A 23,903-nucleotide genomic window follows, 5' to 3' on the forward strand; every position below is an offset into this window, starting at 1 on the left:
AAGGAGCCCCAACCATGACTAAAGAGACTCAATTGCAGGTTGAAGCGATTAAAAACGGCACGGTTATCGACCACATTCCTGCGCAAATCGGTATTAAAGTATTAAAGTTATTCGATATGCACAATTCTCATCAACGTGTCACGATTGGCTTAAATTTACCCTCTTCCGCGCTGGGCGCAAAAGATCTGCTGAAGATTGAAAATGTGTTCATTAATGAAGCCCAAGCCAATAAATTAGCACTTTATGCACCGCATGCGACTGTCAACCAAATCGAAAACTACCAAGTGGTGAAAAAGCTAGCGTTGACACTGCCTGAGCAGATCAATGATGTTTTTGCCTGCCCAAACAGCAACTGTATTTCCCACAATGAACCGGTCGAAAGCAGCTTTAAGGTTTTCGAAAAGAAAAACGATATTCGTTTGAAATGTAAGTATTGTGAGAAAGTTTACTCACGTGAGATTGTGACCGAACGCGAGTCATAATATAACCCCATTTAAGTCTATCGATGCCTCACTTTAGTGGGGCATTTTGCACTTTACCTGCCGTTTCTTTAAAGGCAAACTGACGCCTACCCTTCCCATAAAAACAGATGGAACACAATCATGACTAAAGTACTTCATACCGAATCCGCTCCTGCCGCAATTGGCCCTTATGTACAAGGTGTCGATCTTGGCAATATGGTGCTAACTTCAGGGCAAATTCCAGTCAACCCAGTCACCGGCGAAGTGTCAGCAGATATCGCAGTGCAGGCTCGTCAATCTCTCGACAACGTAAAAGCCGTGGTGGAGTCTTCTGGCTTAACGGTTTCTGACATCGTAAAAATGACTGTATTTGTTAAAGATCTGAATGATTTTGGCACGGTGAATGAAGTCTACGGTAAATTTTTTGATGAGCATAACGTGGCAAACTACCCTGCGCGTTCATGCGTAGAAGTCGCTCGCTTACCTAAAGATGTGGGTATTGAAATTGAAGCGATTGCGGTACGTAAGTAAGCATTGCTCATAATCAGCACAGTGTAAGCACCACCAGCATGCCACTCTGACGTGAATGTGCTTTTTCAAACCTCGAACCCCGTTCGAGGTTTTTGTTTAATCCAAAAAAATCAATTTTTACACCTCATACTTGCTACTTTAGGGTTAGTCACCAACACTTATCATACTTTTGAACCGTTCGAGGTAGTGAGATGCAAGGGATTATCTATACCGTTCTTTCTGATTTAGTCATCGAAAAATTTGGCGCACTGTTTTGGGATCAAATGCTCGAGGATTTAAAACCTAGCTCTCAAGGCATCTACACCGCTGGAGAGCAATACTCCGATGACGAACTGCTTGCAATGGTGGCTTATTTGAGCGAGCAGAAAAACATCCCCACTGATGATTTAGTCCGGCTTTATGGGCAATACCTATTTTCTCGCCTGTACAACAGCCTTCCTGAAAATTATCCAAATAAAAACAACTTATTAGAGTTTTTGATTTCGGTCGATCAAGTGATCCATAAAGAAGTGAAGCGGCTCTACCCCGATGCCTATTTGCCGCAATTTCAATGTAAAAGCGAGGGCGATCGATTAACCATGTATTACACCTCGAAAAGAAAATTGTGCGCTGCGGCAGAAGGACTCATCATCGGCGCTTCAGAACAATTTGGTGAAGAAGTCGAAATCGAGCAGCCCCAATGCATGCATCATGGTGCTTCATTTTGTGAAATTGTTGTCACCTTTAAGGGTAAACATGAGTGAAATAGAGCAATACCAACGCATTTATGAGCGTGAGCGTCAGGCTCGTTTGCTGGCAGAGCGGTTACTGCAAGAAAAAAGCCGCGAGCTCTACGATAAAATTTTAGAGCTGCAAGAGACTCTAGATCAACTTCATAGCGCGCAAGCACAGCTTGTACAATCAGAAAAAATGGCCTCCGTTGGTCTACTGGCGGCTGGCGTTGCTCACGAGATCAATAACCCAATCGGTTTTTGTCTGAGTAATTTAAATACGCTGCGTGATTACTCTCACGCCTATATAGGAATTGTCGCTTTGGTAGCACAGCACAAAGCCGAAATTGCTAACACGGATTTCTACCGCAATTATCAAGATTATTATCAACGCCATGATATTGGTTTTGTCGAAAGTGATTTAACTGACATGCTTCAAGAGACTTCGGGTGGATTGCTCCGCGTAAAAGATATTGTCACTAGCCTACAAAGCGTTTCTCACTCCAGTGATGGCCGATTTGTCGAGTGTGAGTTAAATTCGTGTATTGAATCAACACTACACATGGTCTGGAACCAATTTAAATATACGATGGAGGTCGAGCAGCAATTGGATGAGGCTTTGCCGAAAATCAATGGGATATCAGCAGAGCTACAACAAGTGTTTATGAACCTATTTATTAACGCCTCTCACGCTTGCGAAGCACAAGGAAAGTTAACGATTAGCACAGATTCTGTGGTCGAAAAAGGGAAACGCTGGGTGAGGGTGACAGTGGCAGATAATGGGCATGGCATGAATCAAGACATCATCAACAAGGTGTTTGATCCTTTCTTCACCACCAAACCTGTCGGCGTAGGGACGGGTTTGGGTTTATCGATTTCATACAGTATTGTTGAAAAGCATGGTGGGAAAATGCAGGTCGAATCTGAAGTGGGACAAGGCACCACCTTCATACTTCTTTTTCCCACCATTTAGTAAAGCGGTTACTGACTGCGTGATGTGACTTTCTTACCATCAAGCATCGCCACTTCTTCATCCAGCTGCGCTAATTTGGCCATCATCTGCTCACGGCATAATGTCGCTAATTCCCGTAAATTTTCTTTTCCATATCCTTCAATACTGATCGGTGGCAGCATCTCAACAATCACATGACCATTGTCCCAACGGTTCAGCTTAATATCATTAGTTGAGCTACAAACGATAGGGATAATCGGTACACCTGCGCCAATTGCCGCATGAAATGCACCCATTTTAAAGGGCAACATGCCACGGCCACGCGAGCGAGTACCTTCTGGAAACATCCACACAGACACATCACTGGTTTTTATGCTATCGACAACTTGATCAATGGTGCCTTTGGCTTTGTTGCGATTGGATCTATCAATTAAAATATTCCCTGCTAACCAATACAACTGACCAAACACAGGTGTCCAAACTAAACTTTTTTTTCCTACTGTCACGACTTTCGGCGTTACAGCCGCAGCAACAGTACACAGATCCCAGTTATTTTGATGATTCGCAATGTAGATGTGCTGGCCGCGTTGATAAGCATCTTCTGGGATACGCAGTTCTAATTTAATACCCATCAATTTTGACATGCGGGCGAATAAACGCCCAAACGTAAATACATGTTTGGGATTGCGTGGGCTAAGTAAACAGTAGCCACATCCAAAAACAAACATCACAATGGCAAACAGTGCGACTGCCAATAGACGCAAAAGAGCAATCATTTCAGTTCTCCATGGAACAAAGATAAAAAATGAGCAAGGATAAAAAAGCCGAAACCCAGAGATTTCGGCTCCATTGCATGAGCGAGAGTTTAACTGCTGACTTGAATGCGCTCAATATTAGCGCCAAGAGCCGACAGTTTATCTTCAATTCTTTCGTAACCGCGATCGATATGGTAGATGCGATCGACGATGGTTTCACCTTTTGCGATACAACCGGCAATCACTAGGCTGGCTGAGGCACGTAGATCGGTCGCCATCACCTGCGCGCCACTCAACGATTCCACATCACCACAAATCACGGTATTCCCTTCAATCTCCGCTTTTGCTCCCATACGCATCAGTTCAGGAACATGCATAAAACGGTTTTCAAAGATGGTTTCAGTGATCTTGCCACCACCTTTTGCCATCATATTGAGTAGGGTAAATTGTGCTTGCATATCGGTTGGAAAGCCAGGATGAGGCGCAGTGCGAATCGAAACCGCCTTAAGCTCTTTTCCGGTCATATCAAGGCTTATCCAGCCCTCACCCGTTTCAATCTCAGCGCCCGCTTCTTCCAGTTTTGCTAACACGGCCTCTAACAAATGCGAGTGAGTGTTGTGGCAAACAATTTTTCCGCGAGAAACAGCCGCCGCGACTAAAAACGTGCCCGTTTCAATGCGATCAGCCACAACAGCGTGTTTACCACCACCCAAACGTTCAACACCTTCAATGGTAATGGTATCGGTGCCTGCACCGGATACTTTTGCACCCAGCTTATTCAAAAACAGTGCGGTATCGACAATTTCAGGCTCACGCGCAGCGTTGTCGAGTACGGTTGTGCCTTCGGCAAGGGTTGCGGCGCACATAATGGTAATGGTGGCACCCACGCTCACTTTATCCATGACGATGTGTGCACCTTGTAGACGACCTTCGACACTGGCTTTCACGTAGCCATCTTCTAAGGTGATGGTGGCACCAAGCTGCTCTAAACCGTGAATATGCAGATCGACAGGACGAGCGCCAATGGCACAGCCTCCAGGTAGCGAAACTTGGCCATAACCAAAACGAGCCACTAATGGACCGAGAGCCCAAATAGAAGCACGCATGGTTTTGACTAAATCATACGGCGCGCAATATTCATCAATTTGACTAGGATCGACATGAACTGAGCCATTACGTTCGACTTTAGCGCCTAAACGTTTGAGCAGTTCCATTGTGGTATCAATATCGCGAAGGTGTGGCACATTGGCCACTTCTACTGGCTCAGAGGCCAAAATAGACGCAAATAAAATAGGCAGTGCAGCGTTTTTGGCACCTGAAATGGTCACTTCACCTTGAAGAGGTTGTGTTGACCCAATAACTCGAAACTTTTCCATCAATAAACCTTACAGCGACATCAACTTTTTATCACGAGCCCACTCTGTTGGTGTGAACGCTTTAATAGAAAGGGCATGAATGTCGTTTCTTTGAATGTACTCCATCAGTGGAGCATAAATAAGTTGTTGTTTTTTAACGCGACTCATCCCTGCAAAACAAGCATCAACAGCGATAACTTCATAGTGGCTACCTTCACCTTTGACGTGGATCTCTTCAAGGTTTAGTGCTTGTTCTAATAACTGTTGTACTTTTGCGCTATCCACAATGTTCCCCTGCTTAATTCTTTATATGTTGAGCCATTAAACGATCAATGTTGCTCAATTGGAATAGTGTGCGCAGTTGCTCTGGCACGAAACTGAGCATTATATGACAGTTTCGTTTTTTTGCATGCTCTATTAGGTGGATTAACATCACCATTCCGGCAGAGTCTATGCGTTCAACGTTTTTCAGTTCAATCTCAAACTGTGTACTCACCGGGTTCCATTTTTGGATAAACGCCCATAAATCAGGCACATGCTCTCTGTCTAATGCGCCCGACAAAGCCGCAATCGGCATATCAGTTTGATGCCACTGCGGATGAATCATTGCGCTTTACCTTCAAAACGGATCGGCTGATCCGCCAATTGTTGCAGTTCATTGGCAACCGCTGAGATGCCATCTTGGCGAATTTTACCGCTCCATTCAGATTGCTTACTGGAGAGCAAACTCACTCCTTCTGCAATCATATCAAAGACTTGCCATTCACCACTTTTCTCTTTGCGCAATTTAAACTCAAGTTTGATGTTCGGTCGTGGCATATCAATAATATCCACCTTCACGCTGGTAATGCGTTTATCATCCGACACCGCCTGTTCAGGCTCGAACTCAATAATTTGGTTACTGTATTGAGTCAATACTTGCGCGTATGCACTGACAAGATAAGCACGAAATGCGGTGATGAATGTGGCGACATCTTCACGTTTGGCCCCTTTTAAGTTTGGGCCCAATAACTTCAGTGCCGCATACTGCTCATTGACGTAAGGCATCAGTTCTTGTTCCACGATTTCTTTCAAATATTCAGGATGGTGGTGAATCGCTTCTTGTTCGGCTTTCAAACGAGTAAATGCCGTTTCAGACACCTGCTTCATCATGGTATAGGGCTGGGTTTTATCCACATTGGCCGCTTGCACAAACATAGCGGCAACGAGGGTAAATACAAAAATCAACGTCCGTTTAAACACTGTTTTTATAAACACTGTTGTCACTCCTTACCTTTTTCTTGTGAGCCACCACCGACGCTATACAGCACTTGGCCAATCAAATCTTCTAATACGAGGGCGGATTTTGTGTCTTCAATTAAATCACCCTCTTTTAACATCTGTTCATCTTCAAAGACAAACCCGGGCACAAGCCCAATGTACTGCTCGCCAATCAATCCAGAAGTTAGAATTTGCACACTCGACGTTTCTGGAAATTGATCATATTGACTGTTAATAGCCATAGTAACCACTGGCAGCAAGCTCTCTCTATCGAGTTTAATCTCGGCCACTCGCCCAACGACTACACCACCCACTTTGACTGGCGAGCGCACTTTTAAACTACCGATATTGTCAAATTCAGCTTTCAATTGGTAAGTATGGTTGGAACCCAACCCTTTTACGTCAGCGACCTGAAAAATCATCACCAGAATTGCGCAAATTCCAGCAAGGACAAAGCTACCGACCCAAAGTTCTATTTTTCGTGTTTGCTGCATGATTAATTCCCAAACATCAATGCGGTGAGTACAAAGTCTAGCCCTAATACAGCTAAAGACGAATGCACTACGGTTCTTGTGGTGGCACGGCTAATACCTTCCGAGGTTGGAATAGCATCGTAACCGTTAAACAGTGCAATCCAAGTCACTGTGATGGCAAACATCACGCACTTGATCATACTGTTGCCAATATCTTGCCCTAGCTCTACCGATGACTGCATCGCAGACCAAAAACTGCCGTGATCAATCCCTTTCCAATCCACGCCAACAAGCTGGCCTCCCCAAATGCCGACCGCCATAAAAATCATCGCTAGCAACGGCATTGATATTAGCCCAGCCCAAAAGCGAGGAGCGATAATACGTTTGAGCGGATCAACCGCCATCATCTCTAAACTGGAAAGCTGCTCGGTGGCTTTCATCAGGCCGATCTCAGCGGTAAGTGCAGAACCAGCACGCCCAGCAAACAGCAGCGCAGTCACCACGGGGCCAAGTTCACGCAATAAAGAGAGCGCGACCATCTGCCCAAGGCTACCTTCCGCGCCGTAATCGACCAAAATCACATAGCCTTGCAGGCTCAACACCATGCCAATGAACAAGCCAGAAACGACAATAATCGCCAGCGACTGAACACCAACACTGTAGAGCTGCTTCACTAACAATGGAAAATTCTGAATAGGCCGTGGGCGGCTCACTAATGCGCCAAACAGCATCAAGCTCGCTTTGCCAAAGGCTTGGCAAAATTCGAGCGTACGGCGACCGAGCCCTTCAATCCAGTCAGTCAATGTAGACATCATGAGAATAAATCCTTTTCTAGGCTTTGCGCTGGAAAGCGAAATGGTACAGGGCCATCAGCCTCGCCTTGTAAAAATTGTTGTACGCGAGGATCGCTATTTTGGTAAAGATCGTTTGGCGTTCCTTTGGCAATCACTTTGCCGTCAGCCAGCAAATAAACCCAATCGGCAATGCTCATCACTTCAGGAACATCATGAGAGACCACTATCGAGGTCACCCCTAAAGCTTGATTCAAATTGCGGATCAATTCCACCAGCACGCCCATGGTGATCGGGTCTTGCCCCACAAACGGCTCATCATACATGATCAGTTCCGGATCCAGCGCAATCGCGCGCGCTAATGCAGCCCTTCTTGCCATGCCACCGGATAATTCGCTCGGCATGAGCAAGGCGGCACCGCGCAGACCAACCGCTTCTAATTTTAGTAAAACTAATGTCTTAATCAGCGATTCATCTAATTGAGTGTGTTCACGTAAAGGGAAAGCCACATTATCGAACACATTTAAATCGGTAAATAACGCGCCCGACTGAAACAACATGCTCATTTTTTTACGAGCTTGATACAGCTTTTTGCGACTGAGCATCGGGATGTTTTGTTTGTCGAACCAAATCTCACCTTGTTCAGGAAACAGTTGTCCGCCAATAAGACGTAGCAAAGTGGTTTTACCAATACCCGATGGCCCCATAATGGCGGTAATTTTTCCTTGCGGAACGCTGAGACTCACGTCATCGAAAATCTTCCGTCCTGAACGGGAGAAGGTTAAATTCTTGATTGTGACAAGATCGTTGATTGGCATCATGAGTGTTTCACTATTGTTGTCCGCCCCAAAATGATGGGCAATCATAAGCATAACGTTCTAAAATTAAAAGCACTGTTCAATTACATCCTAAAGTAAAGCATCATCTTTCGCCAAAACAATCTTCCGGTCATTTATTGATGGATAGCTAACTAAACCATGAATTGAACGTAATTAATTGGATCTTCAGCTTCCCTTTTCGCAACCAACACGTCAAAATTAGCGGTTAATTGCATCATTTTTTCACTCATTTCATTAATTAGGTATCATCATGATCGAAGCGGTAGCGTTTCTCATTGTAGGTTTGGTGTTTTTAGTCTGGAGCGCTGACAAGTTAGTCTTTGGTTCTGCCGCGCTTGCTCGCAACTTCGGCATCTCGCCATTAGTGATCGGCATGACTATTTTAGCAATGGGATCATCAGCACCAGAGATGATGGTATCGGCAACGGCCGCTTTGGATGGGAAAACCGATACTGCCGTCGGTAACGTGCTCGGTTCTAACATCGCTAACATTGCTTTGATCTTGGGTATTACAGCACTCATCAAACCGCTTTCCGTCAGTTCTGCGGTACTCCGCCGTGAACTGCCGCTGATGATTGCGGTCACACTACTTGCTGGTGCGTTATTGTGGGATAACCACTTAGGATTCTATGAAGGTGTGTTGCTGTTTGCACTTTTCGCCGTGTTTATCATCGCGATGCTCCGCATTAGCCGTAACGAGCAAAAACATGGTGACGCGCTGCTTACCGAGCAGGAATCTGAAATACCGCAGGGCGTGAGCAACGCAAAAGCGGCTATTTGGGTAGTGATTGGGCTTATCATTCTGCCGATTGCTGCCAGCGTGTTAGTCGATAACGCCGTCATTATCGCTAAGTTTTTTGGCATGAGCGACTTGGTAATTGGCCTGACGATCATCGCTGTTGGGACCAGCTTGCCAGAATTGGCCGCCTCACTCACAAGTGTGTTGAAAGGCGAAGATGATATGGCTGTGGGCAACATTATTGGCTCGAACGTATTCAATATTCTTGCCGTGATGGGCTTACCCGGCATTCTTAATCCATCGATACTCAGTGAGCATGCGATGGGACGCGATTTTTGGGTAATGCTTGGCGTATCTCTGCTACTCGTTGCCATGGCTTTAGGGAAATCGCGTAGTATTAACCGTATTGAGGGAGGCGTGCTCTTCCTCACTTTTATCGGATACCAAGCTTATCTACTTATGAATATGACCGCTTAACCCAAATTCGGAGTATCGAATGTCGAATCAGTTTGATTATCGCAGTGTTGCACAGCAAGTTCTCGCCACCGAAATGGCGGCTTTACAGCAGCTAGAGCAATACTTTGACGACTCATTTTGCCAAGCGTGTGAAATGATCATTGCCAATGATCACGGCAAAGTGGTGGTGATGGGTATGGGTAAATCAGGCCATATCGGTAAAAAAATTGCCGCGACCTTAGCCAGTACTGGCACTTCGGCATTTTTCGTACATCCAGGAGAAGCAGCGCACGGTGATCTTGGTATGATCGAGCGTGGCGACATCGTAATTGCTATTTCAAACTCTGGCGAATCCTCGGAAATTTTATCACTGTTTACTGTGCTAAAACGGCTCAATATTCGCATCATCAGCATGACAGGCAACCCGTCATCGAATATGGCAAAGTTGGCCGATCTTCATTTGCAAATCACTGTCCCACAAGAGGCATGCCCGCTTGGCCTTGCGCCAACCTCCAGCACTACCGCAACGCTAGTGATGGGCGATGCGCTAGCCGTCGCACTCTTGCAAGCACGCGGCTTTACCGCTGAAGATTTTGCGCTGTCTCATCCCGGTGGGGCTTTAGGTCGAAAATTGTTGCTCAAGCTCTCTGATATCATGCACATTGGCGATGCACTACCAACAGTGCAACCAAACGCATTGATCCGCGATGCCTTACTTGAGATCAGTCAAAAAGGGTTGGGGATGACCGCGGTAGTAGACAGTAACATGCAGCTTATTGGCATCTTTACTGATGGCGATTTACGCCGCATCTTAGACAAACGAATCGATATTCACAGCGCAGCAATCAGCGAGGTGATGACGCAAAACCCAACGGTAGCAAACCCTAACATGCTCGCGGTCGAAGGGTTAAACCTAATGCAAGATAAACGAATCAATGGCTTGATTCTGTGCGAAAATGGCACATTGGTCGGTGCATTAAACATGCACGATTTGCTCAAAGCAGGAGTGATGTGATGACCATGATTGATACACTCTACGGCCCGGTCTCACTGCCTATTCTCGACATAGCTAAGCAGATAAAACTACTGATCTGCGATGTGGATGGCGTCTTCTCTGATGGCTTAGTTTATATGGGCAATCAAGGCGAAGAGCTAAAAACCTTCCACACTCGAGATGGCTACGGCATAAAATCATTGATGAATGCTGGCATTGAAGTGGCGATCATTACAGGTAGGCAGTCAAAAATTGTCGAAAACCGTATGGCCGTATTAGGCATTACATTGGTTTATCAAGGTCAGGATGACAAGGTCAAAGCCTATAACGATATTTGTCGCCAGCTCAATATTGCCCCAGAACACACAGGGTATATCGGTGATGACTTGATTGATTGGCCGGTAATGGAAAAAGTCGCGCTGAAAGTCTGTGTCGCGGATGGTCACCCGCTATTAGTTAAACGCGCAAACTACGTGACCCATATAAAAGGTGGGCATGGCGCTGTACGCGAAGTGTGTGATTTGATTTTGCAAGCTCGCGGTGAGTTAGATGTGCACAAAGGCTTAAGTGTATGAGTTTATCTCGTGTCCTCTATGTGATACTGATTTTTATCGCATCGTGGTCAGCCTATTACTTGTTCGATAAAGAACAAAATACCGATATACAAGTTGCTCCAAACTTGGAGTTACCGTCGTTTAGTGGAAAAAATCTCGACAACACCACCTATAACGAGCAAGGTATCCGCAGCTACATCATTCAATCGACGCATCTGGATCATTACGCAAAAAGTGGCGACACCATTTTCGAGTACCCGATACTCAAAGTCTTCCGTGATGGTATTTTGCAAGAGTGGGAGATTACCGCCAAACGCGGCGTACTCGATGAAGAGCAAGTACTCACACTGTATGACGACGTACTGGCAAAAAACCTATTAGCAGATTCTGGTTTTGATACGCTTTCAACCATTAAGATGAGCATTCAACTCAATAATCGCGATTTTTGGGCCGATAATCAGGTCGATTTGGTTGGGCCACAATTCGAAACACAAGGACAAGCGATGAAAGGCAATTTTGCCGACAATACCGCTATTCTTTATAACCATGTACAAGGTAGATATGAAACTCTCACACCTTAGTCTTATTGCTTGTTTAGCGATTTCTGGTCACGCATTGGCATTGTCCACCGATAATGCTCAACCAGTTTACATCGATTCTGACAGCCAACAGCTCGACATGAAAAGCAACAAAGTGACTTTCCTTGGTGATGTCAAACTCAAACAAGGCAGTATCAGTATCAACGCCGACAAAGTGATTGTAACCCGTGATGCAAAAGATGGCTCCATTCAAGAAATTGAAGGATATGGCAACCTCGCCACTTTTTCGCAATTAACCGACGATGGCAAAACCTTGTATGGTGAGGCGAAAGAGCTCTATTACAAATTGGCCGATGATCAGTTGACGATGATCGATCAAGCCATGTTGTCACAAGATGATAGCATCATCCGTGGTACGAAAATTCGCTACAAAATTTCGTCACAGAAGCTGATGGCTGATGGTAACTCCAACGAGCGAGTATCGACCGTGCTTCAACCGCAAGCCACTACGACACAAGAATAATTATGGCCATACTTAAAGCAGAACATTTAGCGAAAAGCTATAAAAAACGCAAAGTCGTCTCTGACGTCAGCTTGCAAGTAGAATCGGGGCAGATTGTTGGCTTACTCGGCCCTAACGGCGCAGGAAAAACCACATCGTTTTACATGATCGTCGGCCTTGTCGCTCGTGATGAGGGTAAGATCAGCATTGATGATCACGACATCAGCATTTTACCTATGCACAGTCGCTCACGCTTAGGGATCGGCTACTTACCTCAAGAAGCGTCTATTTTTCGAAAATTATCGGTCGAAGATAACATCATGGCGGTACTTGAAACCCGTGAATCGATGACCCGTGAAGAGCGCCAAGATAAACTCGAAGATCTACTAGAAGAATTTCACATTCAACATATCCGCCATAGTGCGGGAATGGCGCTATCGGGTGGTGAACGTCGCCGAGTTGAAATTGCCCGCGCTCTTGCCGCAAACCCACAATTTATTTTGCTTGATGAACCCTTTGCAGGGGTCGACCCCATTTCCGTTATCGACATTAAAAAGATCATCCAACACCTGCGAGATCGTGGCTTAGGCGTTTTAATCACAGACCACAACGTTCGAGAAACATTGGACGTCTGTGAAAAAGCCTATATTGTAAGCCAGGGTCGTTTGATCGCAGAAGGTACACCACATGACGTGCTCAATAATGAAGAGGTAAAACAAGTTTATCTCGGTGAACAATTCCGTCTATGATTAAGTAGAGAGTGACATCAATTCTAAAAATAATAAGGTAACTGGCACTGAATGAAACCCTCATTACAACTGAAGCTCGGCCAACAATTAGCGATGACACCGCAGTTACAACAAGCCATTCGTTTGTTGCAACTCTCCACATTGGAACTCCAGCAAGAGATCCAAGAGGCTCTAGAGTCTAATCCATTATTGGATGTTGAAGAGGCCTATGAAGAGAATGCCACCGCCGATGTTCATAGCATCAATGAGGAGAAAGAAGCCAGTGCTGAGGTGTTAGATATTGAGCCACAAGACAGCTCTGACTTAATTGAAAAATCCGAAATCAGCAGCGAGCTTGAGATCGACACCACATGGGATGATGTCTACAGCGCGAACACAGGCAGCACAGGGATCGCCCTTGATGATGACATGCCCGTGTACCAAGGTGAAACAACGCAAACCCTGCAAGATTATCTACTGTGGCAATTAGATCTCACACCGTTTAGCGACACCGACCGCAGCATTGCTCTTGCCTTGATTGACGCCATCGATGACTACGGTTATCTCACCGTTTCTTTGGATGATATTTTAGAAAGCTTTGCCGATGAAAATATTGAGCTTGATGAAATTGAAGCCGTTCGTAAACGTGTTCAGCAGTTTGATCCCCTCGGTGTGGCTTCAGTCAACCTTCAAGACTGCCTGCTTTTACAATTAGCGACCTACCCTGCCAGTACCCCTTGGTTAGAAGAAGCTAAACAGCTGCTGATCCAACACATTGATCTGCTCGGCAACCGTGACTACAAGTTGATCATCAAAGAAACCAAGTTAAAAGAAGAAGATCTGCGAGAGGTATTGCAGCTCATTCAACAACTTGACCCAAGACCGGGAAATAACATTTCAACCGAGCATGCCGAATACGTTGTGCCTGACGTGTCTGTTTACAAAGATCACGGCAAATGGGTGGTCACAATAAACCCCGACAGCGTACCAAAACTTAAAATAAATCAACAATATGCAGCATTAGGCAAAGGTAACAGTGCCGATAGCAACTACATTCGCAGCAATTTGCAAGAAGCAAAATGGCTTATTAAGAGTTTAGAAAGTAGAAACGAGACACTGCTCAAAGTTGCCAAGTGTATTGTTGAACATCAACGTGATTTCTTTGAGTATGGTGAAGAGGCGATGAAGCCAATGGTACTCAATGACGTTGCTTTAGCGGTAGAAATGCATGAATCCACCATATCAAGGGTGACAACGCAGAAGTACATGCATACTCCGCGTGGTATTTTCGAATTGAAATACTTCTTCTCCAGCCATGTCAGTACCGACAGCGGGGGAGAGTGTTCATCGACTGCAATACGAGCACTGATTAAAAAACTGGTTTCCGCTGAAAATACAGCCAAACCATTAAGTGACAGTAAAATTGCAGATCTACTGGCTGACCAAGGGATTCAGGTAGCTAGACGGACGATAGCTAAATACCGTGAATCGTTGGGCATTGCTCCATCGAGTCAGCGCAAACGCCTACTGTAAGGCACAAAACAGAGAAGGAAAGTCTATGCAAATCAACATTAATGCCCATCACATTGATCTGACCGATTCAATGCAAGACTATGTAAACTCGAAGTTTCAAAAACTTGAGCGATTTTTTGACCATATCAATAACGTACAGGTTGTTTTACGTGTTGAAAAAGTACAACAGATCGCTGAAGCTACGCTCCACATAAATCAAGGTGATATCCACGCCGTGGCCGACAATGAAAATATGTATGCTGCCATTGACAGTTTAGTGGATAAACTCGTAAGACAACTCAACAAGCATAAAGAAAAGCTAAGTAGTCATTAATCATGCAATTAAGCGAAGTACTCTCATTGGACTGCACGAAAAGTGCGGTCCAATGCACCAGTAAAAAAAGAGCCCTAGAAATCATTAGCGAAATCGCTGCTGAGTATTCAGGTCAAAATTCCACCGAGCTGTTTGAATGCATGCTCAGCCGAGAAAAAATGGGCAGTACTGGTATTGGTAATGGCATCGCCATTCCTCATGCAAGAATGACCAACAGTGATCGTGCCATTGCCGTTTTGCTGCAGTGTGAAGAACCGATTGAGTTTGATGCCATTGATAATCGACCTGTCGATCTACTGTTTGCGTTGCTCGTTCCTGAAGAGCAGTGCAAAGAGCATTTAAAAACGCTCGCTTGTATGGCCGAGCGCCTCAATGACAAACAAGTTTTAAAACAGCTTCGAAGTGCACAAAGCGATCAAGAGCTGTACGACATCATGACTAACCAATAACCACCGAGCCGAAACTATGCGTTTAATCGTTGTGAGTGGTCAATCAGGCGCAGGGAAAAGCGTTGCTTTACGAGTACTGGAGGATCTCGGCTACTATTGTGTCGATAACCTTCCCGTCAACTTGTTGGATGCGTTTATTCAATCAGTCCAAGGCAGCAAACAAAATGTCGCGGTGAGTATTGATATCCGTAACTTGCCCCAAGAGCCTAGTTTGGTTGCGGATGTTTTAGAGCAGCTAAAACAGAATAACGACGTTAGTGTGCTGTTTCTCGATGCCAGTAAAGAGACACTACTCAAGCGCTACAGCGAAACGCGTCGTATCCATCCTCTCTCATTAAACGCCGATAAACCTTCACTTGCGCAAGCGATTGAATTGGAAAAGTCGCTGCTTGCACCGCTCAAAGAGCAAGCCGATTTAGTGCTCGATAGCAGTAATCAATCGTTGCATGAGTTGAGCGAAACCGTACGCATGCGAATTGAAGGACGTGAGCGCAAAGATCTGGTGATGGTCTTTCAGTCTTTTGGCTTCAAATATGGACTACCCAGCGATGCAGACTACGTGTTTGATGTGCGTTTTTTACCCAACCCACATTGGGAACCCGATCTTCGCTCATTAACTGGCCTGGATGCACCAATTAAGTCGTTTCTTGAACGCCATAGTGAAGTAATTGAACTTAAACAACAAATTCAAAAGTTTGTTGAATACTGGCTACCGATGCTCGAAAAAAACAACCGCAGTTATCTCACAATTGCGATTGGTTGCACCGGTGGTAAGCACCGCTCCGTTTACCTGACTCAACAGCTTGGCGAGTACTTTGCTCAATTAGGTCACCAAGTACAGATACGCCATACATCATTAGAAAAACAGCAATAGGAGCGATGGTATGCCACTATTAAGTAAAACGGTTTTAATCCAAAATCGCTTGGGCCTTCATGCTCGTGCAGCCGTTAAGCTGGTTGAACTGTCGCAATCTTTTGATGCGGTGGTCACCATTCAAAGTGAAGAAGGAAAAGAAGCCACTGCAGACAGTGTAATGGGTTTATTGATGCTCGAATCCGCACAAGGTCAATACATCACCATCAATGCTGAAGGCTCACAAGCAGAGCCTGCTTTGCAAGCGGTTAGTTCGCTGATTGAACATAAATTCGATGAAGACGAGTAAGCACAAGGCTTACACTCCACTCTCCCACAGACAGCGCATGCGCGCCCCTGATAGTCAAAATAAATTCAGTGCTTAATAAGAACTTATTAAATAAGGCCTAGAATTAAGTTACTATTCAACACATTGTAAGAATCCTAAGTAGGGGGAAACCATGGCCGAGCAAATTGAATTTGATCAAGCTCACCTAACCCTCCAAGAAGTCAGCGAAGCTTTAGAAAATGGTCGTTTTGTCCATGTCCGTCGCCAATTGCAGGACATGGAGCCAGAAGATATTGCTCACCTCTTAGAAGCCTCTCCACGTAAAAGCCGGGAGGTGTTATGGCAACTCACCGACCCAGAAGACTACGGTGAAATCCTTGATGAGCTCAACGAAGACGTCAAAGATGCCCTAGTTTCCAAAATGGCACCCGAAAAACTGGCAGAAGCGACCGAAGGCATGGACACCGATGACGTGGCCTATGTACTGCGTAGCTTGCCAGATGACGTGTCACGCGAAGTGCTTTCGCAGATGGACAGCGCTGATCGCCAGCGCGTTGAAACCGCGCTCTCCTATTCAGAGGAAACAGCCGGCGGGATCATGAATACCGACGTGATCACCATTCGTGGTGACGTTGATATTGACGTGGTTTTACGCTATTTACGCATGCGCGGCGATCTGCCCGAAGCAACCGATGCACTTTACGTGATTGACGATGAAAGTAAGCTGATTGGGCATCTCTCACTCACCACCTTGCTGACCACGCAACCGGATATTCCAGTAAGTGAAGTCATGGATGATGCCGATGAGGCGATTTTGGTCACCACCAGCGACTCCGATGTTGCCAGCCTGTTTGAACGTCGCAACTGGGTGTCCGCGCCTGTGGTGGATGAAAACCAGCACTTGGTCGGTCGTATCACCATTGATGACGTCGTTGACATCATTCGTGAAGATGCCGAACACTCAATGATGAGTATGGCTGGTATGAACGATGACGAAGATACCTTTGCGCCGGTAGTCAAATCCGCACGTAAACGGACCATCTGGCTTGGGGCAAATGTTTTGGCCGCCCTCGCCGCAGCCTCTGTTTCTAACATGTTTGAAGCAACACTGGATCAAATGGCCGCCATTGCCGTGCTAATGACCATAGTGCCCTCAATGGGTGGTGTCGCAGGTAACCAAACCGTGGCCTTGGTCATTCGTGGTTTAGCATTGGGACATATCGGTGACAGTAACCAACGCGAATTGCTATTCAAAGAAGCGGCAATCGGTTTTTTAAATGGCATCATGTGGGCTACCATTATTGGCGGCATTGTGGTGGTATGGAAAGGCAATTGGATGCTTGGCGGCATCATTTCCGCAGCAATGATGGCCAACCTACTCATTGCCGGGATCGCCGGCGTCACCATCCCAATTTTACTGAAAAAAATGAAAATCGACCCGGCTCTTGCTGGCGGAATGGCGTTAACAACCGTCACCGATGTGGTTGGGCTTTCGGTCTTTCTCGGCTTGGCGACCATTTTGATGTAGCCATATTTTGATGTAACCCTATAGTGATACATACTCAAACCACCCATAAAAAAAGCTTGGTTGTTATACCAAGCTTTTTTATATTCAGCTTAAGCGATTATTCGCCCGCAATTTTCATCGATTCAAGTAAAATAGACCCAGTTTGGATTTGCGAGCGTGTTTCGACATCACTCCCTACCGCCACCATTTGCTGGAACATATCTTTCAAATTGCCCGCGATAGTAATCTCAGATACAGGGTATTGAATCACACCGTTTTCAACCCAGAAACCAGCGGCGCCACGCGAATAATCACCTGTCACTGCATTAACACCTTGGCCCATCACTTCAGTGACTAACAAGCCTGTACCCAACGCTTTGAGCATCTGCTCAAAATTTTGCCCTGTGGATTGAACATACCAGTTATGGATGCCACCCGCATGACCAGTTGGAGTCATCTTCATTTTACGAGCGGCATAGCTGCTCAGAAGATAAGTCGAGAGCACGCCATCGGTAATAATTTGGCGATCTTGAGTAAATACCCCTTCACTATCAAATGGGCTTGATGCCAACCCACGTAATACATGGGGTTTTTCGGCAATATTGAACCAATCGGGTAAAATTTTCTCGCCTAACTTATCAAGTAAAAAGGAAGATTTACGATACAAGCTGCCACCACTGATCGCCATCACCAAATGGCCAATCAAACCTGTCGCTACATCTGCGGCAAACATAACCGGAACTTTGCCCGTCTTCAGTTTTTTTGCATCTAAACGGCTGATGGTTTTTTCTGCAGCTTGTTGCCCGACCAGCTCTGGCGACCATAAATCGTCGCGGTGACGAGCAACGGTATAGCTATAATCACGCTCCATCTCACCATTTTTGCCCTCACCAATCACGCAGCAGCTAATACTATGACGGCTAGAGGCATAACTCGCGAGCAAACCATGGCTATTACCATACACTTTCACACCGTAATGGCTGTCATAACTTGCGCCATCACTTTGTTTGATCTTGTTGCTGTAAGCTAACGCTTTCTCTTCTGCAGCAATGGCAATTTTAGCGGCCATGTCCGGGTTAGGTTCATCGGGATGGAAGAGATCTAAATCAGGAATATTTCGCACCATTAACTCTTTAGGTGCAGGGCCTGCATAAGGATCTTCAGAAGTGTAAAGCGCAATATCAAGCGCTGCAGCGACCGTCTGCGCAATTGCTTTTTCACTGAGATCTGACGTCGACGCACTGCCTTTACGTTGCCCACGATACACAGTGATGCCTAATGCCCCATCACTGTTAAATTCTACGTTTTCAACTTCACACATTCGCGTCGAAACACTCAGGCCGGTACTTTTGGTGATCGCCACTTCGGCAGCATCAGAACTGAGCGCAGCCATCTCTAATGCCTTAGCAACCGCCGCTTCAAGTTCGATGCGCTGCTGAGCAACTTGTTGTTTTACGTCCATATCTCATCAATTATTAGCAAACAATGTCATTAGGATAACAAGAATTTCGCTTTCTCCCCACGATTCTTGCTAAAATAGCTGACATACATAACTCAATAGATGAAGAAAATGGCGCGTAAGAATCAAAAAGCTCCTTGGGAAGAAGAAGAGGAGATCATTTGGGTTAGCAAAACCGAAATGAAAAACGACATGACTGAGCTACAAAAACTGGGTGAAGAGCTGGTTGCTCTGAAGCCGTCTCAGTTAGCAAAAATCCCGATGTCTGAAGATTTGATGGATGCCATCAAAGATGCTCAGCGTTTTAGCATGGAAGCCAGACGCCGCCAACTGCAATACATTGGTAAAATGATGCGTACCATCGATGCCGAACCGATCCAAGCGGCATTGGATAAACTGCGTAACAAGCACTCACAAAATACCGCCATGCTGCACAAGCTCGAACAGATGCGTGATCGTATTGTTGAGAAAGGTGACAGCGCGATTGAAGATGCGATGGCACTCTATCCAGAGATGGATCGTCAACGTCTGCGCCAATTAGCGCGTCAAGCAAATAAAGAGAAAGCCAACAGCAAACCACCAAGAGCATCACGAGAGATTTTCCAAGTGCTCAGAGAGCATAACGATAAGTCAGTGTAACCTGTCATAGTGCTGATTAGACGCAAAAACCTCACCTAAACGTGTGAGGTTTTTTTTATTCCCCTGCACGCACAAAATCACTGAGCTGCGCGTCTGCGTGTTGCGCGGAAAGTGCCTCAATGCGATCACTCACTAACACATGTCCTTGAGCCATAAACGCAAAATGGCTCGCAATCGCTTTGGCATCACTGATATGGTGCGTCACCATCACTACAGTGATCTCTCTTTCTGCAGCTAACTGCTTAACCAAAAGCAGCATCTCTTCTCTGAGTAGCGGATCCAAGGCGGAAAAAGGCTCATCCAGCAGCCAGATAGGATGTGGTTGTACAAAACAGCGCGCCAGAGCAACTCGTTGACGCTGCCCACCTGAGAGCTGCTCAGGCAAGCGATCAAGTAGCGCAGCCAAACCCACTTGCTGCGCGGCGCACTCAACCAACGCCTTTTGTGAAGGGGTTAATTTCAGCCCCGGATGTAGCCCAAGGCTAATATTTTCACGCACAGTGAGATGGGCAAAAAGATTGTGCTCTTGAAACAGCATCGAAAAAGGACGCAAGTGTGGCTCTTGCCCAAGTAAAGATTGCCCTTGCACTTGGATATCGCCGCTTTTCGGTGCAATAAAGCCCGCAACTAAGCTCAGTAAAGTCGACTTGCCCGCGCCACTTGGTCCCATCAAAGAAAGAATCGCCCCTCGCGGTACAGAGAGCGAAAATTCAAACCACTCCTGTTGATACTCATAATGTACGGCCTTGAGTTCTAACATTGCTTTACCTTTGAATGTGAATGAAATAACCGCTCAATGAGGGCAAAACACCCCACACTGAGTAGCAACAGCGTAAGAGAAACCACCGCCGCCGCTTGCATTTGGTAACTGCCTAGCAGTTGGAACAAGTAAAGCGGTAAGGTTCTAAACTCTTGGCTCCCAAATAGAGCAATCGAACTTAAATCCCCCATTGAGAGCAAAAAGCTGATCGCAAAGGCATGCGCTAAGGGTTTACGCAACGCACGCAGCTCAATCACTTGCAAACGCTGCCACCCTTTAATGCCAAGGCTGGCACATAACCATTGATATTGCTGCGCGATATGCAGCATAGGTTGCGCCAATGTTTTCAACACATACGGCAATGCCATTAAGCCATTGACGAAAAAAACCACCCAATACGCTAAGCTAAATGCATCGGTCCAGATACGCAGTAACAGAAAAAGCCCGGTGCTGATAACAAGCCCTGGCGTGACCAAAATAATCGCGCCAATCAACTCTAATTGGTCCGCCTTACGGTTGTGCTGCTGCAGGCGCCAAGCGCGAGTCGTGATCAGTATGGCAACCCCAGCCGAAACAGCAACCACGCTTGCCAATAACGCCACTTGCAGTGAAGCCCAAAGCGCACGCCAGAATTGCTCATCGCTCAAGACGTGAAAAAGCTGCGAATTTAAACCGCTCAAGATGACCATCACCAGCGGCGGAAGTACTAACAGCAACGCAAGGAAGATCCATGCGCCGTCCCAGTATTGCGCTTTTCGATTGTCTCGACTAACCACATAATCACTCGCTTGACGCCCTGTGGTGATGGCTAATGGCTTCGCTAGACGTGAAATGGATAGAGACAGCAGCCCGCATAACAGCATCTGCCACAGCGCAAGCAGCGCGCCGGCTTGTAAATCAAAATCAAATTTGATCGCCTGATAAATCGCCAGCTCAATCGTGGTTGATTTAGGCCCGCCGCCAAGTGCCATCACAGTGGCAAAACTGGTAAAACAGAGCATGAACACCAAACCACAGACATGAGGAAGCTGCTGACGCAAACGCGGCCATTCAACCCAACGAAATTTGTGCCAATGACTCATGCCAAGATGCGCGCATAACTTATGTTGTTCTGCCGGGATCGACTCTAACGCTTGCAGCAATAAACGGCTGGCATACGGGAGATTAAAAAACAGATGCGCCAGTAAAATACCGTTTAATCCGTAAATGGAAAACGGCAGTTTGCTATCAAACCACGCGAGCAGCGAGGCGAGCAGACCGCTATTACCATAAATAGCCAACAAACCAAATACGCCCACCAGCACCGGAAGCACTAAGGTCGTTGCAAACAATTTGATCAGCAGCGCACGTCCCCAAAATCGACGACGGTAAAGTGCGTGAGCAACAGGAACCGCGAAACCAACACTGAGCAGCATCGACAAGCTGGCTTGGTAAAAACTAAATTGAGTAACATGGCGATAATACGGGTCTTGCCATACGTGCATCACATTTAAGCTGGGTGCTTGTAACAGCAACGCCGCCAACGCACTGATGACAAAGGTCGCGACAAGCATCGCGACCCCAATGCCTATTTTAGGAATAGCATTCAAACTTTATCGCACCTTAAAACGTTAAGGCGGTTTGCCACTCACGGATCCACGCTTTACGCATCTCAGACACCTCTTGTGCGCTAAAGGTAAGCGCCTTTGGTGGCACAGCCAGCGTTTCAAAACCTTTCGGTAGCGCGACAGACGTCACAGGATACATCCAGTTTCCGGTTGGCATCACCGACTGAAATTGATCACTTAAAATAAAGCGCATGAACTCATCGGCCAATTTGCCGTTATCACTGTGTTTTACTTTCGCAGCCACTTCCACTTGCATATAGTGTCCTTCGGCAAAATCGGCAGCCGCGTACTTGGCGTCATTTTCCGCAATCAAATGATAGGCTGGAGAGGTGGTGTAAGAGAGCACCAGATCGGACTCACCTTTTAAAAACATCGCATAAGCTTCTGACCAACCTTTGGTGACTGTCACCGTCTTATTGGCGAGCTGTTGCCATGCCAAATTGGCTTTCTCACCATAGACAGATTTCATCCACAGCAGTAAGCCTTGACCGGGTGTTGAAGTGCGCGGATCTTGATAAATCACTTTAAGATCATCGCGCTTTTCTACCAACTCTTTTAAGCTTTTCGGTGGGTTTGCTAATTTCTCTTTATTGTAAACAAAGGCAAAATAGCCGTAATCATAAGGAACAAATGTTTCATCACTCCAACCACCGGGTAGCGTGACTTGGCTCGTCTCGACATTATGATTTGTCAATAAGCCAGTCTGTTTGGCCTCGGCCATTAAGTTGTTATCTAAACCGAGTACGATGTCTGCTTTACTGTTATTACCTTCAAGACGTAAACGGTTTAGGATCGATACCCCATCATCGAGTGCCACAAACTGAAGATCGCAAGCGCATTGTGCTTCGAATGCTTTTTCAATCGCCGGTCCCGGGCCCCATTCTGATGCGAACGAGTCATAGGTATAAACGGTAAGGATATTGTCAGCGGCATGCGCTGAAAAAGAGGTGATGGTGGCAAGTGCAATGGTATTAAGAGTGGTGTTCAACTGGTCGCTCTCCTTGGTTGAGCGGCACAGGCTTGAGGAGGATGAGAATATTCCATTATTCCTATTCTGAGATCCTAACCCAATTCCTACGCCAGCATTATCTGGTTCAGGTTTACGGGTCCCAAGCTCACGCTTGATCTCAGCAGCATTCATTGAGATGAATGATTTGCTCCCCGTTGAGTGAGGTGGATTGTAATTGGAATTAACGCAATAAGCTACACCGTTGGGCGTGAGTCATATCCCCAACGTGGCACAAGCCCTTGTTCAACGCCTAAATGGTCCAAAATACGCGCCACCATAAAATCGACCAAGTCTTCAATTGACTGCGGCTGATGATAAAAACCGGGGGCTGCGGGCATAATGGTGACGCCCATTTGCGACAACTTGAGCATGTTTTCTAAATGTAAGGTGGAAAACGGAGTTTCGCGCACCACTAACACCAGTTGGCCACGCTCTTTCATCACTACATCGGCAGCACGTTCGATCAAATTATCGGACATGCCATGGGCAATCGCCGCAACGCTACCTGCCGAACATGGGCACACCACCATCTGTTTTGGCGCAGCAGAGCCCGAAGCCACTGGAGAGAACCACTCTTCTTTGCCGCACACGACAAGCTGTGAGGCATCGCAGTGTAAATGTTCCACCAACGCTGCTTTGGCTGCCTCAGTCCCACTGGGCAACTTCAAACCGTGCTCGGTTGCAAGCACAACGCGCGCGGCCGAAGAGATCAACAGATACACTCGGTAATCTGCAGCCAATAAACACTCCAACAGACGAAGTCCGTAAGGAGCACCTGAAGCGCCAGTAAAGGCTAAAGTGATGGCTTTCTGTTTTGTTGTCATAACTCTCTATTTCGTTTGTGTC

At 46.2% G+C, this 23,903-nt stretch carries 30 protein-coding genes and 1 riboswitch; of the genes, 17 read left to right on the forward strand and 13 right to left on the reverse strand.

Features of this window, described 5'->3' with window-relative positions; genetic code table 11:
* Window positions 1-14 precede the first annotated feature (14 nt).
* The 4 genes from pyrI (at window position 15) to AACV20_RS09350 (ending at window position 2,675) form a co-directional block, all read left to right on the forward strand.
* On the forward strand, window positions 15-482 hold the full coding sequence (gene pyrI / locus AACV20_RS09335; protein WP_010318833.1) for an aspartate carbamoyltransferase regulatory subunit: 468 nt from the start codon (window positions 15-17) through the stop codon (window positions 480-482).
* Window positions 483-602: 120 nt separating this feature from the next.
* Complete coding sequence (locus AACV20_RS09340) at window positions 603-992, forward strand: RidA family protein (protein WP_013855986.1); 390 nt, start codon at window positions 603-605, stop codon at window positions 990-992.
* 191 nt (window positions 993-1,183) lie between these two features.
* Complete coding sequence (locus AACV20_RS09345; RefSeq protein ID WP_013855985.1) at window positions 1,184-1,735, forward strand: heme NO-binding domain-containing protein; 552 nt, start codon at window positions 1,184-1,186, stop codon at window positions 1,733-1,735.
* Entirely contained in the window at window positions 1,728-2,675 is a 948-nt protein-coding gene (locus AACV20_RS09350) for a sensor histidine kinase (RefSeq protein WP_170907166.1), read from the forward strand. The genes AACV20_RS09345 and AACV20_RS09350 overlap by 8 nt, the downstream gene beginning before the upstream one ends.
* Before the next feature lie 8 nt (window positions 2,676-2,683).
* Here the strand turns inward: AACV20_RS09350 and AACV20_RS09355 are convergent, their stop codons facing one another.
* The 8 genes from AACV20_RS09355 to mlaF form a co-directional block, all read right to left on the reverse strand.
* Window positions 2,684-3,430, reverse strand: a complete 747-nt coding sequence (locus AACV20_RS09355; RefSeq protein WP_013855983.1) for a 1-acylglycerol-3-phosphate O-acyltransferase — start codon at window positions 3,428-3,430, stop codon at window positions 2,684-2,686.
* A gap of 89 nt (window positions 3,431-3,519) precedes the next feature.
* The gene (gene murA, locus AACV20_RS09360) at window positions 3,520-4,785 is read right to left on the reverse strand and encodes a UDP-N-acetylglucosamine 1-carboxyvinyltransferase (RefSeq protein WP_026029130.1); all 1,266 of its coding nucleotides are present in this window, start codon (window positions 4,783-4,785) and stop codon (window positions 3,520-3,522) included.
* 9 nt (window positions 4,786-4,794) lie between these two features.
* Entirely contained in the window at window positions 4,795-5,049 is a 255-nt protein-coding gene (gene ibaG, locus AACV20_RS09365) for a BolA family iron metabolism protein IbaG (protein WP_013855981.1), read from the reverse strand.
* Window positions 5,050-5,062: 13 nt separating this feature from the next.
* Window positions 5,063-5,371 (reverse strand): STAS domain-containing protein, encoded by a 309-nt coding sequence (locus AACV20_RS09370; protein WP_010318828.1) that lies wholly within the window; start codon window positions 5,369-5,371, stop codon window positions 5,063-5,065.
* Complete coding sequence (mlaC, locus tag AACV20_RS09375; RefSeq protein WP_170907309.1) at window positions 5,368-6,006, reverse strand: phospholipid-binding protein MlaC; 639 nt, start codon at window positions 6,004-6,006, stop codon at window positions 5,368-5,370. The genes AACV20_RS09370 and mlaC overlap by 4 nt, the downstream gene beginning before the upstream one ends.
* 20 nt (window positions 6,007-6,026) lie before the next feature.
* Complete coding sequence (gene mlaD, locus AACV20_RS09380; protein ID WP_010318826.1) at window positions 6,027-6,518, reverse strand: outer membrane lipid asymmetry maintenance protein MlaD; 492 nt, start codon at window positions 6,516-6,518, stop codon at window positions 6,027-6,029.
* 2 nt (window positions 6,519-6,520) lie between these two features.
* A complete protein-coding gene (gene mlaE, locus AACV20_RS09385; protein ID WP_013855979.1) occupies window positions 6,521-7,312 on the reverse strand; it encodes a lipid asymmetry maintenance ABC transporter permease subunit MlaE in 792 nt (263 codons plus the stop codon).
* Window positions 7,309-8,106, reverse strand: coding sequence for a phospholipid ABC transporter ATP-binding protein MlaF (gene mlaF / locus AACV20_RS09390; RefSeq protein ID WP_026029128.1), 798 nt, complete (start codon window positions 8,104-8,106; stop codon window positions 7,309-7,311). Before mlaF ends, mlaE begins: the two co-directional genes overlap by 4 nt.
* Window positions 8,107-8,377: 271 nt before the next feature.
* Between mlaF and AACV20_RS09395 the strand changes: the two genes are divergently transcribed.
* The 12 genes from AACV20_RS09395 (at window position 8,378) to mgtE (ending at window position 17,604) form a co-directional block, all read left to right on the forward strand.
* The gene (locus AACV20_RS09395; protein WP_094164540.1) at window positions 8,378-9,343 is read left to right on the forward strand and encodes a calcium/sodium antiporter; all 966 of its coding nucleotides are present in this window, start codon (window positions 8,378-8,380) and stop codon (window positions 9,341-9,343) included.
* 19 nt (window positions 9,344-9,362) lie between these two features.
* A complete protein-coding gene (kdsD, locus tag AACV20_RS09400; protein WP_170907167.1) occupies window positions 9,363-10,337 on the forward strand; it encodes an arabinose-5-phosphate isomerase KdsD in 975 nt (324 codons plus the stop codon).
* Window positions 10,334-10,891 (forward strand): 3-deoxy-manno-octulosonate-8-phosphatase KdsC, encoded by a 558-nt coding sequence (gene kdsC / locus AACV20_RS09405; RefSeq protein ID WP_094124238.1) that lies wholly within the window; start codon window positions 10,334-10,336, stop codon window positions 10,889-10,891. The genes kdsD and kdsC overlap by 4 nt, the downstream gene beginning before the upstream one ends.
* On the forward strand, window positions 10,888-11,451 hold the full coding sequence (lptC, locus tag AACV20_RS09410) for an LPS export ABC transporter periplasmic protein LptC (RefSeq protein ID WP_013855973.1): 564 nt from the start codon (window positions 10,888-10,890) through the stop codon (window positions 11,449-11,451). The genes kdsC and lptC overlap by 4 nt, the downstream gene beginning before the upstream one ends.
* Window positions 11,432-11,932 carry a lipopolysaccharide transport periplasmic protein LptA gene (lptA, locus tag AACV20_RS09415; protein ID WP_013855972.1) on the forward strand — a complete coding sequence of 167 codons (501 nt, stop codon included), beginning with the start codon at window positions 11,432-11,434 and terminating at the stop codon, window positions 11,930-11,932. The genes lptC and lptA overlap by 20 nt, the downstream gene beginning before the upstream one ends.
* Window positions 11,933-11,934: 2 nt before the next feature.
* Window positions 11,935-12,660: an LPS export ABC transporter ATP-binding protein gene (gene lptB, locus AACV20_RS09420; RefSeq protein ID WP_013855971.1), complete on the forward strand. Its 726-nt coding sequence runs from the start codon at window positions 11,935-11,937 to the stop codon at window positions 12,658-12,660.
* 51 nt (window positions 12,661-12,711) lie between these two features.
* The gene (locus AACV20_RS09425; protein WP_064625916.1) at window positions 12,712-14,172 is read left to right on the forward strand and encodes an RNA polymerase factor sigma-54; all 1,461 of its coding nucleotides are present in this window, start codon (window positions 12,712-12,714) and stop codon (window positions 14,170-14,172) included.
* A gap of 25 nt (window positions 14,173-14,197) precedes the next feature.
* Window positions 14,198-14,485 carry a ribosome hibernation promoting factor gene (hpf, locus tag AACV20_RS09430; RefSeq protein ID WP_013855969.1) on the forward strand — a complete coding sequence of 96 codons (288 nt, stop codon included), beginning with the start codon at window positions 14,198-14,200 and terminating at the stop codon, window positions 14,483-14,485.
* A gap of 2 nt (window positions 14,486-14,487) precedes the next feature.
* Window positions 14,488-14,934 carry a PTS IIA-like nitrogen regulatory protein PtsN gene (ptsN, locus tag AACV20_RS09435; protein ID WP_013855968.1) on the forward strand — a complete coding sequence of 149 codons (447 nt, stop codon included), beginning with the start codon at window positions 14,488-14,490 and terminating at the stop codon, window positions 14,932-14,934.
* A gap of 16 nt (window positions 14,935-14,950) precedes the next feature.
* Entirely contained in the window at window positions 14,951-15,808 is an 858-nt protein-coding gene (gene rapZ / locus AACV20_RS09440; RefSeq protein ID WP_170907168.1) for an RNase adapter RapZ, read from the forward strand.
* A 10-nt stretch (window positions 15,809-15,818) separates the two neighbouring features.
* A complete protein-coding gene (locus AACV20_RS09445; protein ID WP_013855967.1) occupies window positions 15,819-16,097 on the forward strand; it encodes an HPr family phosphocarrier protein in 279 nt (92 codons plus the stop codon).
* A 151-nt stretch (window positions 16,098-16,248) separates the two neighbouring features.
* Complete coding sequence (gene mgtE / locus AACV20_RS09450; RefSeq protein WP_017043402.1) at window positions 16,249-17,604, forward strand: magnesium transporter; 1,356 nt, start codon at window positions 16,249-16,251, stop codon at window positions 17,602-17,604.
* A 97-nt stretch (window positions 17,605-17,701) separates the two neighbouring features.
* Here the strand turns inward: mgtE and pmbA are convergent, their stop codons facing one another.
* Window positions 17,702-19,045: a metalloprotease PmbA gene (gene pmbA, locus AACV20_RS09455; protein ID WP_013855965.1), complete on the reverse strand. Its 1,344-nt coding sequence runs from the start codon at window positions 19,043-19,045 to the stop codon at window positions 17,702-17,704.
* Between the two features lie 108 nt (window positions 19,046-19,153).
* Between pmbA and yjgA the strand changes: the two genes are divergently transcribed.
* Window positions 19,154-19,681 (forward strand): ribosome biogenesis factor YjgA, encoded by a 528-nt coding sequence (gene yjgA, locus AACV20_RS09460; protein ID WP_010318810.1) that lies wholly within the window; start codon window positions 19,154-19,156, stop codon window positions 19,679-19,681.
* Window positions 19,682-19,736: 55 nt separating this feature from the next.
* Here yjgA and thiQ read toward each other — a convergent pair whose 3' ends face one another.
* The 4 genes from thiQ to AACV20_RS09480 all read right to left on the reverse strand — a co-directional run bounded on the left by thiQ (window position 19,737) and on the right by AACV20_RS09480 (window position 23,881).
* A complete protein-coding gene (gene thiQ / locus AACV20_RS09465) occupies window positions 19,737-20,441 on the reverse strand; it encodes a thiamine ABC transporter ATP-binding protein (protein WP_010318809.1) in 705 nt (234 codons plus the stop codon).
* Window positions 20,435-22,030, reverse strand: coding sequence for a thiamine/thiamine pyrophosphate ABC transporter permease ThiP (gene thiP, locus AACV20_RS09470; RefSeq protein ID WP_170907169.1), 1,596 nt, complete (start codon window positions 22,028-22,030; stop codon window positions 20,435-20,437). The genes thiQ and thiP overlap by 7 nt, the downstream gene beginning before the upstream one ends.
* Window positions 22,031-22,043: 13 nt before the next feature.
* Window positions 22,044-23,036 (reverse strand): thiamine ABC transporter substrate binding subunit, encoded by a 993-nt coding sequence (gene thiB, locus AACV20_RS09475; RefSeq protein ID WP_170907170.1) that lies wholly within the window; start codon window positions 23,034-23,036, stop codon window positions 22,044-22,046.
* Between the two features lie 66 nt (window positions 23,037-23,102).
* Window positions 23,103-23,222: riboswitch (TPP riboswitch) on the reverse strand.
* 29 nt (window positions 23,223-23,251) lie between these two features.
* On the reverse strand, window positions 23,252-23,881 hold the full coding sequence (locus AACV20_RS09480; protein ID WP_017047027.1) for a flavin prenyltransferase UbiX: 630 nt from the start codon (window positions 23,879-23,881) through the stop codon (window positions 23,252-23,254).
* Between the last annotated feature and the right edge of the window lie 22 nt (window positions 23,882-23,903).

Origin of the sequence: Vibrio sp. B4-6 (assembly GCF_963888245.1) — a bacterium.
GTDB lineage: Bacteria > Pseudomonadota > Gammaproteobacteria > Enterobacterales > Vibrionaceae > Vibrio > Vibrio anguillarum.